This is a genomic window from Paenibacillus mangrovi (assembly GCF_022898935.1).
Taxonomy (GTDB): Bacteria; Bacillota; Bacilli; order Paenibacillales; family Paenibacillaceae; genus Paenibacillus_AQ; species Paenibacillus_AQ mangrovi.
Genome location: NZ_JALIRP010000005.1, coordinates 130916 through 141393 on the forward strand (window position 1 = coordinate 130916; position 10478 = coordinate 141393).

Here is a 10478-nt window from a genome sequence, read left to right on the forward strand (position 1 = left end):
GACATAAAAAAGCCCCTCCCTCATCCAATGAATGAGAGAAGAGCCTATATTATCATAGATATCCTATTTTCTTCAGAAGACGTTCCAGCATGACAGTCGCTTGCGCCCGGGTCGAATAGCCTTTTGGCTGGAAGGTGGTTGGGGTTACCCCTTGGATGATGCCTTCTTTAACCATCCGCGCAGCTGATTCCGGCGACTGAATGGACTTGTAGTCTTTAAAATTTTTCAGATAGGTGGCTGGTGAATAATTCAGCGTCGAATTATACCCCGCATAATTCATTGCGCGCGTCATCATAATCGCCATCTGTTCACGTGTAATCGGATTGTTCGGTTTAAAAGAGCCATCCGTGTACCCCGTAATGATGCCGGCTTTGGCTGCAGCACCGATAAAAGCGCTCTTCGGTGAGTTCGTTACATCATAGAAACGCTCCGCGGTCTTTGGATCTCCCTCGAGACCCAAACCACGAGCCACATACTCGGCGAACTCGGCTCTTGTAATATTTTTGCCCGGCTCAAACGAATTGCCCTGTCTTGCATCGATAATGAACTTGGAGGAAAGGACGCTAATGGAATCCTTGGCCCAGTGATTGCCTACGTCAGCAAAATATTTGTAATTGGTCACTCCCATAACCGTATAGTTCCCTTTCACCTTGGCATGAAAAACCTTACGGGTACTGAGTGTATCAATAACCGCTGGTACAAAGGTCAGCTTCCCTGCTGCATCGTCCACACGAACAAGTCCTGAACGGTTGTCCTGAAGCGTCGTATTCGTACGAATCAGATATTCCCCTTTCAGAAGAACGGTGACTTCCTGAGAGGAGGACGATCTGGCAGAGACATGGAAATCAACGGGGTCGGTAACCTTTTGAGTCGAACCGCCGTTCAGCAAACTCAATAAGTCCGAAGCGGTGCGATCCGCAAGCTTTTCCACGGTAATGTTCAGTGTAACGGATGACGTTGTAGAATTCAGACTGCGTGCGATTGCCGTAAAATCCACCTGATTCAGCGGCAGCAAATAGACAGCATCCCCAGCCCTAACGGCAATAGAGGCGCTCCGGTCGTTGTTGTAGGCATATTCCAGAGCACTCAGCGGTATGCTGACAGATGCAGAACTGAGTCCTGAAGCAGCATCGATAACAACGGTATGGCTGGCTTCATTTTTGCTGCCGATGTATTCAAATACCTTCTTCAACTTGTCGCCATCAACCGTGTACTGCTTAATATATTGCCCGTTGCGGGATTGGACATCGGATACGGTTACAGACTGGACTCCCATGGCCAGCATATCCTTGCCGAATTCCTTGGCATCCATACGGGTCAGATCCGCAGGAAGACTTGGGTCGGAAGTACTGTTGCCGCTGCCTGTGCTCGTATTCGTGACCGAAATATTATTAAAATACAATAATCTGTTGCCCGATGTATCTTTCAGCGGCGTTGCCCCCGGAATATACGAGAGCACAACCTTTTGCCCGATCGCTACCGGACTAGATAGTTTAATAGTCAAGGTGCTTCCACTGATCGACGCCTGCGAGAGACCTCTGATCACGCCATCCACCATAACTTGGAATTGACTCGTCACGAGAGAAGATTGCGAGAGCATCGCCTTGTTGAACACGACTTGAATCATATCCCCTTGAATAACGGCAGACTTGATATCGCCTCCGAGCGTATACCCGGTTACGGTCACCGGCTGCAAATTGATATAATCGGCCGAGTTCCCGTTCAAATCTGTCAGGCGGGACGTTCCAGGCACATAGGAGACCGTGACCTTCGCATCTTTCGGCAAGGCCGTGGCCAATGTCAGAATCACCTGATTATCCTTGATTTCCACTTTATTGACGAAGTTGGCCTTATCGTTCACAAGAACTGAAAATTGGCTCTTCATCGGTACGTTGCTTGTGCTGAGCAGCTCATTGTAGTTCAAAACAACTTTGGAATCTGCCCCCTCCGCATTCTGGAATACGGGCGGCTTGCTGTCCAAATAGTTGCGGACCAAAAAGTCTGTAAATGCAGCAACATTCATGCCCCGGTTATCCTGAATTGGATAAGCTCCCGGCGTGTAGCTGACTCTAACGATCTGGCCATTTTCAGGCGTGCTGTCGAGCGTCAGAGTCAGTGTGTTTCCGCTCTGGCTAATTCCGTTCACTTTAATGCTGCTGCCATCTCCTGTGACTTTAAACTGCTCGTAGGCATAAACAGATGGCGTTTTTAAGGACTGGCCAAAATTTAATTTGAGCGTTTTGCCGGATACATAACCGTCCTTAGGCAGCGGAAGTGCGGTATCAATGCCATTTACGACCTCACGCTGGGAAAAGGTTGCTGCCTGGTTGCGATACAAATCGCGAATCGGGTTCGAACCACCTTTATAGCTGACCTTGACGACTTGCCCAACAGCGATCCCCGTTTCCAGAACGATATACACGCTGTCACCGGATGTGTATACGTAGCTGATCCGGCGGGATTCATCATTGACAGTTACACTGAAGGCGCTTGTCGACAGCCATGAATCGGAATACAGCTGTTTATTGTACGTCAGACGGATGGTCGTATTGCTGTACATGTCGCTGCTTTGCAGCACAGGCGGCTGCTTGTCCGACACGGGTGTCTGGAAAACCCAGCTTGATGTCATGCCGGCATATTGGTTGTTATAGTTTTGTGCATCGTAAAATGCATTTCTTTCAATCGTTACATAATAGGTAGAATCATAGTCATAGGTATAGCCGGGCTGCAAACGAATTCTCACTTCTCGTCCGCTTACACTGACAGTAACCGGTACCTTGGAGCTGCTGCCGGCTTTGCGGACAGATACTTCCCCCGTTCCCTGATAGACTTCGCGGTTAAAAGTGATGTATAGATCACTGTCGATAGCCACACCAGTAGACTGATTAGCCGGACTAAATCCCGTAATCGTCAACTGAGAGGAGCTGTCCACTGCCGTTGTAAAATTCCAGCCCGACGATGTTGTAATTCCCGGTACAGGATTACCCTGCGTATCGGTAAAAGCATCATTCGCCACGGTCACATAATACCCTGTATTGCTGGACAAATAGCCGCTGCTCAGATTGATGGTAATCTGTGAACCGTTCACGGATACGAAAGAGGTATTATTAGCTGCAAAAGATTTCACCAATGAGCCGTCTGCGCGGCGAAGCTCAATCAAGCCACTTCCGGCATTCACTGGATGATTATAATTCAACGTAAATTTTGTACCCGTCGAGACATTGATGTCATTTTTTTGCGGGTATGTACTCTGTATAGTCGTGTTCCATTGCGTCGTAAAATACCATTCATTGCTGCTAATTCCTTCAAACGGAACTCCCGTCTTGGATTTAAAAGCGTTAGAATCTACCTTTACGGCATAGGTCGTATCCCGCGCGAGTGTTTTGCTTAAAGTTATATTGGCCTCACATCCACTGATGCTTACTTGACTGCTACTTGCTGAAATTTTCTCGATTTCTGATCCATTGGATTGCTGAACGATTTGAATCGAACCTGCATCTGTAGTCATCTCTTCATTGAATGTCATTTTAAGATTCAGACCATTCGGATTGATGCCGGAAGCATTCACAGCTGGTACATATGATTGCAAACCTTTAGCAATAGTTTTAAAAGAAGACTCTACTGCTGCCGAAGGAGTCGGATTAACGTCCAGCGTCTGGAATAATCCAGCTTCCACTCTCACCTTGTACTCGTGATTATATTGCAGCGGATTTTGGCTGCTGAACTGGATCACGTAATGACCTGGCTGATTCGCATCTGCTTGTATTGTCAATGGACCCATACTATGATTTGAATCAGTTACATCATCCAGATAACCCCCCAGTTGTCCTGAACTGATCAGCTGCATTGGCTGATAGAAATCCAAGCTAATGACCGGTGTCCGACCTACGCTGCCATCGCCGCTGCATGAATTCGCAGATACGGATATAGCCGGTTCCAAGCTGGGTGCCGATGGTGTCGAGGGTGCCGCATGTACTGCGGTAATGCTTGTTCCCAAGCTCCCCCATATTACTTCGATCATCATAATCAAGGCCAATAAGAATGACAGCCTTTTTTTCATTGATTCATCCTTCCTTTCCCGGGCCTGGTGTTCTCCTCATATGTTTCATGAACCCAGCACAAAACACACACTTATACTTCTATTTCGGTAAAACGATGGATGAAGTTTAGAAGAGATTGCCCAGGTAAAGATCGCAGAAGCACAAAAAACCTCAGCCCGGCGCAAAGCCAAACTGAGGTTTGATCATTTATTCAATTAGGAAAAAGCGTCTTACAGACCCGCTTGAGCCTTAAGCTCTTCCGCTTTATCCACGCGTTCCCAAGGCAGATCCACATCGGTACGGCCAAAGTGACCGTAAGCTGCGGTTTGCTTGTAAATCGGACGACGCAGATCCAGCATGCGGATGATGCCTGCAGGACGAAGATCAAAGTTGCTGCGGATCAGCTCTACGAGCTTCTCATCACTAACTTTGCCTGTACCATACGTATCCACGTTGATCGATACCGGCGTAGCAACACCGATCGCGTATGCAAGCTGGATTTCGCATTTGTCTGCGAGACCAGCAGCTACGAGGTTTTTCGCTACATAGCGTGCTGCATAAGCTGCGGAACGGTCCACTTTCGTAGGATCCTTACCGGAGAATGCACCACCGCCGTGACGAGCGTAACCACCGTAGGTGTCTACGATAATTTTACGTCCTGTCAGACCAGCGTCACCTTGAGGTCCGCCGATAACAAAACGTCCGGTTGGGTTGATGTAGTACTTAGTTTCCCCATCCAGCAATTCTTTTGGAACGACAGGAAGAATTACTTGTTCTTTGATGTCAGCTTGGATTTGCTCCAAAGTTACATCCTCAGAGTGCTGTGTAGATACAACGATCGTATCCACACGTACCGGCTTGCCGTCGAGATACTCAATTGTAACCTGGGTTTTACCGTCTGGACGGAGGTATTCCAAGGTACCATCCTTACGAACTTCAGACAAACGGCGTGCAATCCGGTGAGAGAGTGCAATTGGAAGAGGCATAAGCTCAGGCGTTTCGTTGGTTGCAAAACCAAACATCAAGCCTTGGTCGCCTGCACCGATATTTTCCGTTTCCTTGTCCATTTGGGCAGGGTCGCGGTTTTCGAGTGCGGCATTTACACCTTGTGCGATATCTGCAGACTGTTCGTTCAGCGATGTCAGAACAGCCATTGTATTCGAGTCAAAGCCATACTTAGCACGAGTATACCCGATTTCCTTCACCGTATTTCTAACAATAGCTGGGATATCAACATACTCGGATTTTGTGCTGATTTCGCCGATGACAAGCACAAGTCCAGTCGCAACTGAAACCTCGCAGGCCACACGGGCATTCGGATCATTCTCCAGAAAAGCGTCAAGTACCGCATCGGAGATTTGGTCGCAAATCTTGTCCGGATGTCCTTCCGTAACGGACTCTGATGTAAACAGATGACGTCCTTTTACAGACATAGTATCAACCTCCTATAAGGATAATAATGAGAAAAGCTTTAACAGTTGATCGCCCCACATGGAGCTGTAGTTTTCCCTTGCGATTATAGAATAATCTTAGCAACGGCGTAAAGTTGTCCTACATAAAAAATGAACCTTTTCCCAAGTAGGAAAAGGCTGCATGACAAACCTCAATGGACATATTAACGTATTTGTCAACCTGTGTCAACGAAAGGAGAATGATGATGACGCTATAACAAAGTTTGCTGAGCCTGACGGACCAGACGCTTGGTCATTTCACCGCCAACAGAGCCGTTTTCTCTGGAAGTCAGATTCCCGGCGTATGCCCCTCCATTAGCGGATGAACTGCTCATTTCACCTAATTCCGAACCAAATTCCGTATCCGCAAAAGCATTGGATGAGCCATATGATGCCCCAAGACCAAACTCAGCAGCGATTTCATTTTTCATTTGATTCAGCATATTTCGCGATTCAGGGACAACTTTCCGATTATTATTCCTAGCCATTTCAATACACCTCCTGCGTATTGGTACTGCAAGAGTAGTATTTGTAATTATTTTTGCCCTAGACGTATAAATCATTGTTACTTATGGCAAAAATAAGCTTATTATACCGAATTTATTTTACATTATTGAATTGAGTACCCACCGCGCACCATGACAATCAAATTGTATGTATTGCCTTCTTGTACCATAATACCGCGGCCATCTCTTGGAAAAGATAATAAATGGTTATTCCCAACAGGTTGTCCGTTGCCGATGTCTTTACCATCGGTCAAGTCCGCCACACCATTCGCATCCCGGCTATAGATAACACCCTTGCCGCTGCGGATGATGAATTCAGTTCCTGCATTGGCGATCAATTTCTCACCCGGTTTCAGGGTAACTACAGACACGGTGTTATCCACAGCTGCGGTTTCCTTATTGTCTGACGGATTGGATGTTGGTGGTGGAGTCGTTGGATTTGTAGGCGTTGTTGGGGGAGTGGTTACGCCACCGCCTAGTGCCTTTTGAATTTGTTGATCCACGTAGCTTTTGGTTACAACTGGGTCATCTGCTGTGCCAGCTTGTCCGGTTGCACCGGCTCCTTGGGCTGTGATGTTGAAGATGGAGCCTAGGGCGATGCCTGCAGCCAAAATACCGACAGTAGCCGATAGCTTAACAACTTTTTTCATCGTGACCTCCAAATATAATTGTTATATAAAATCAAAGAGCTGCTCGATATTTCGAGCAGCTCCGGAATGAAATCACTTAAAAATTACTTCGAGAATGCAGTAAGATCGATCGCTTCAGCATTGTTACCATCTTTGTCTTGAATGTTGTTTCCGCTGTTTGTAGCAGATACTTGAACGGAGTAAGCATCAGTTGGGACTGCTTTATCAAGCTCAACTCTGATTACGTGTTTATCTGCAAGAGTTGTTGCTCCCTTAACATCAGCACCATTTCCGTTAACATACACTTTGAAAGATCCTGGAGTGTAGTATACAGAAACTTCTTCGTTGAATGTAATATCTACATAAGTGGCTCCAACTGCAGTTGTAGCTTTTACAGCTTTAGGAGCGATTCCGTCCTTGATGCCCGTGCTTGGAGTTTTAGCAACTTTGTGACCGTAAGCATCGGAAGATGTTGGCTGTTCAACAGTTTCGAAATTACCAAGTGCTTGTGGGTCCAAGTCTTTACTCAAAGTGAAAGTCACTGTAGTTGTGTTGCCATCATATTGAGGCGCACTAGCTACTGCTGTAGAACCATTAAATTTGAAGTCGTTTTGGTTAACATAAGAAACGATGCCGTCAAATTCAACTACTACTTTATTCAGAGCAGTAGCTTTTACGCTGTTGATGCCAATAGTAGCAGTAGCTTGATCATTGACTTTAGTTTGAGACGCTGTAATGAAGTTACCATCTTTATCAGCAACGTTCGTTACGCGAAGCTCGGAATTCAACAGTTCAGCTGTGTTGATGTCTTTCTTCGCAACCGTGATACGAACTGTTTTCGCATCTCTGAGCGAAATTGTTGTCGATTTAGCAGGGAATGGCTTATAAGTAGTTCCTACAACATAGCTATATTTGTTGATGTCGTCAGCTTTACCAGCACCATCGAGTGCAAGTTCTTTGTTGAATGTTACATCAATATAAGCATCGTCTGCATCGCTAGTCACATCAGCCCATACTCCGTTGACTTTCAGCTCGGAAGTGTTAGTTACGTCAACTTCGAAGGATTGTGGAAGCATAGTGTTGCCGATATAAGCAGTATCGCGGATACCGGAAATTTCCAGTGTGTATTTACCTGCATCCAATTTACCTACGGAATCGATAATAACACGGCTCTTGTTAACATTTCCGTTCTTCACTTCGTAGTAAGGAGCTTTAACTGGGTGACCTTTTGTGTTGAAGCCTTTTCCAACAACTACTTCACCTTTGGAGTTTTTCAGCACAAAGTTGTCAGCGTTAGTGATATCTTCAGCTCTCACATCTTTAGAGAAGTCGATAGTGAACTTCGTAGAATCCTGATAAACTTCAGAAGTTACACTCGTTGCAGTCGGACGCTCAGTATCCAATTGTGGAGTTACTTTTGCCTCACGGTTTGCAGAGTTGTCGCTCCAGTCTTTAACGCCTTGCAGGTAAACTGTAGTTTCACCAAGGCTCAACACTTTGTTGTCACCTGTGAAAGACAATGTTACTTTGTTATCTTTAATTTCAATCTTGTCTGCAGTTTTGCTGGAAGTAGTGTGGTAAGCTTTGTCGACAGATTTAACTGGCTCGTTGAACTCAACCACTACTTTATTCAAGTCAGAAGTTTTCACGGATACAATTTCAGGAGCTGCTGTATCTTCAGCTACTGTGAATTTTGTATCAGCAGGGCTTACTTTGAATCCAGCAAAATCTTCAACGCCAGACACTGTCAAAGTATGTTCGCCTACAGAAAGATTTGTAGTGATGAATGCAATGTTAGGGCTAGTGAATTGCACATAACCGGAAATTGCTTTTCCATCAACTTTGTAGTTCGAGATATTTGTAGCAGTTGCAGAAGTTACTGGCTCAGAGAACTCAACTTTGAAAGCTTTTGTTCCCAATGCTTTAGCTTCTTTGATTTCAGGAAGCGCAGTATCAACTGCTCTGAAAGTTACAGTTTCATTAAAGGTTTTAGAACCAGTGGAGTTCTTAACACCTTTAACTTCAAGTTTAGTATCTTTTTGTTTTGGCAAAGTTCCGCTTCCGTCTTTAACCAAAAGTGTTACGGAAGTTTTGTCAGAAGACAAAGTTGCGGACTCGAAGCTTACACCAGTAACTTTGTAGTTATCTACATTTTCAGCAGTTTTAGCGTCAACTTCTCCGTCGAACTTAACTACCAGTTCTTTGTAGTTCGAAGCAGAAGCAGATTGTACTTTAGTTGCTGCAGTTACAGCCCAAGTCACTTTAGTAGTGATTTCTTGGCCAGCAGCGTTTTTGAATTTAACTTCTGTTTCTTTGTTAGGCTCAAGAGCTTTATCCAAAGTTACTTTAACAACTTCGCCAGTGTTAAGTGTGAACTCAACATCTTTACCGTTGTCAGCAACTTTGTAAGAAGCTACAGCAGGGTTTTGAGCTTGGTCGATTGCGTAAGCAGCTTCAACCAGCTGGGAACGAGTAGCGTTAGCTTGGAAGTTAGCGTCTTTAGAGATCAGACCTTTGTCGATTGCTGCTTGAACATAACCTTTAGCCCATGCAGATGCGCTGTTGTCTGGGTTAGCAGGGATTTCAAGTTTCAACGCACGAGTCAGTACAGTAGCCATTTCTTGAACAGTTACTTTACCGTTGTAGTTGAAGATTTTCTTTTCTTTGTCTTGACCTTCCATGATACCAGCAGCAGTTACTGCTTCGATGTAAGGAACAGCCCAGTTCTTAGCGTCGTAACCTTTGTCTTTGTAAGACAATGTGCCAGTTACTTCTTTCAGACCAAGAAGCTTAGTAACTACTTTCGCGAACTCAGCGCGAGTCATGTCTTTCTCAAGGTGAGCGGATCCGTCTGGATAGCCCGTGAAGATTCCTTTAGCTTTCAGGGAATCATATTTGTCTTGTACAGATACTGCGGAATCACCGAATGCTACAGATGCAAACATAGAGAATGCCATAGCTGTAGACAGTGCTACTGATAAAATTTTCTTCATAACCTTTTGTTCTCCTCCTTGAACTTTCATCACATTAGAGTTTTCTTTAATTTGGTAGCTCGTGTTACTCATTTGTCGTGCACCCCCTTTCCCGAGTTGAGCAGGTTTCATATAAATGATGTCTGTGACGAAATCACAGAAACTGGTAAACTTTGAATACGACAAAAAAAGAGTAGATTCCTAATCCTACCTAAGTATTATACAATGGGGTCAAGATGCCGTAAAGAACATTTTTCTATAATATAGATATTTTTCTTCCATAGGACATAGTTGGAACACCCATCGTAATTGACTCTACATCTTAGACGCTGCATTTCCAAAAAAGTTGCACCTTTTTTAAAAAAAATTCAAAATTGTTACCAGCCTTCGAAATTATATCCAAGCGTTTGTGCAAGAAATATATGGAAGTCAAAAAAACTGGAACCACGGGAAGCTAAACAGATAACAAAAAAGAACGCCAAATGGCGTTCTTTAGAATAAAAAGTTCGATGTTAAGGTTACAAAAAACTAACGAATCTTCATAGCCAGTTCGATGATCTGTGCACGCATTTCCGGGTCGGCGTTCAAATTCTGATACATTTGCTCGATCGGCTGCTTGTTATCACGGTATGTCTTCTCATGCTTAATGGTGGAATGGGACCATTCAATCAAATGATTTTCAGATAGTACCAGTTCATTATAGGCATCATGAAAGCCCGTCTCTTGTACAAGGCCTTCCATAACTTCTTGAGTAATTTCTCTGGTCTTGCGAGTCAACTCAATCTTGCGCTCCAATGTGCTAGCCTTATTCTCAAATTTAGTTTTTGCTCTCATATAGTCGAGCTGAGCCTTGGAATAGATCGGTTTCATAAGATAGCCT

General features: G+C 44.8%; 6 protein-coding genes. All 6 read right to left on the bottom strand.

The genetic code is table 11. The annotated features are described in order from the left end of the window. Window positions 1–52 precede the first annotated feature (52 nt). The 6 genes from MUG84_RS13615 to MUG84_RS13640 all read right to left on the bottom strand — a co-directional run bounded on the left by MUG84_RS13615 (window position 53) and on the right by MUG84_RS13640 (window position 10468). Window positions 53–4060, bottom strand: coding sequence for an Ig-like domain-containing protein (locus MUG84_RS13615; RefSeq protein WP_244725595.1), 4008 nt, complete (start codon window positions 4058–4060; stop codon window positions 53–55). Between the two features lie 210 nt (window positions 4061–4270). Further along, the gene (gene metK / locus MUG84_RS13620; protein WP_244725596.1) at window positions 4271–5473 is read right to left on the bottom strand and encodes a methionine adenosyltransferase; all 1203 of its coding nucleotides are present in this window, start codon (window positions 5471–5473) and stop codon (window positions 4271–4273) included. A gap of 230 nt (window positions 5474–5703) precedes the next feature. After that, on the bottom strand, window positions 5704–5979 hold the full coding sequence (locus tag MUG84_RS13625; protein ID WP_244725597.1) for an alpha/beta-type small acid-soluble spore protein: 276 nt from the start codon (window positions 5977–5979) through the stop codon (window positions 5704–5706). Between the two features lie 122 nt (window positions 5980–6101). After that, entirely contained in the window at window positions 6102–6647 is a 546-nt protein-coding gene (locus tag MUG84_RS13630; RefSeq protein WP_244725598.1) for a hypothetical protein, read from the bottom strand. 83 nt (window positions 6648–6730) lie between these two features. Beyond that, entirely contained in the window at window positions 6731–9691 is a 2961-nt protein-coding gene (locus tag MUG84_RS13635) for an S-layer homology domain-containing protein (RefSeq protein ID WP_244725599.1), read from the bottom strand. Window positions 9692–10126: 435 nt separating this feature from the next. After that, window positions 10127–10468 (bottom strand): hypothetical protein, encoded by a 342-nt coding sequence (locus MUG84_RS13640; RefSeq protein WP_244725600.1) that lies wholly within the window; start codon window positions 10466–10468, stop codon window positions 10127–10129. Window positions 10469–10478 lie beyond the last annotated feature (10 nt).

Bases quoted from the DNA above. Each gene is read 5' to 3' on its own strand.
- MUG84_RS13635 (WP_244725599.1), bottom strand. From the start codon at position 9,691: ATGAGTAACACGAGCTACCAAATTAAAGAAAACTCTAATGTGATGAAA.
- MUG84_RS13630 (WP_244725598.1), bottom strand. From the start codon at position 6,647: ATGAAAAAAGTTGTTAAGCTATCGGCTACTGTCGGTATTTTGGCTGCA.
- MUG84_RS13640 (WP_244725600.1), bottom strand. From the start codon at position 10,468: ATGAAACCGATCTATTCCAAGGCTCAGCTCGACTATATGAGAGCAAAA.
- MUG84_RS13615 (WP_244725595.1), bottom strand. From the start codon at position 4,060: ATGAAAAAAAGGCTGTCATTCTTATTGGCCTTGATTATGATGATCGAA.
- MUG84_RS13625 (WP_244725597.1), bottom strand. From the start codon at position 5,979: ATGGCTAGGAATAATAATCGGAAAGTTGTCCCTGAATCGCGAAATATG.
- metK (WP_244725596.1), bottom strand. From the start codon at position 5,473: ATGTCTGTAAAAGGACGTCATCTGTTTACATCAGAGTCCGTTACGGAA.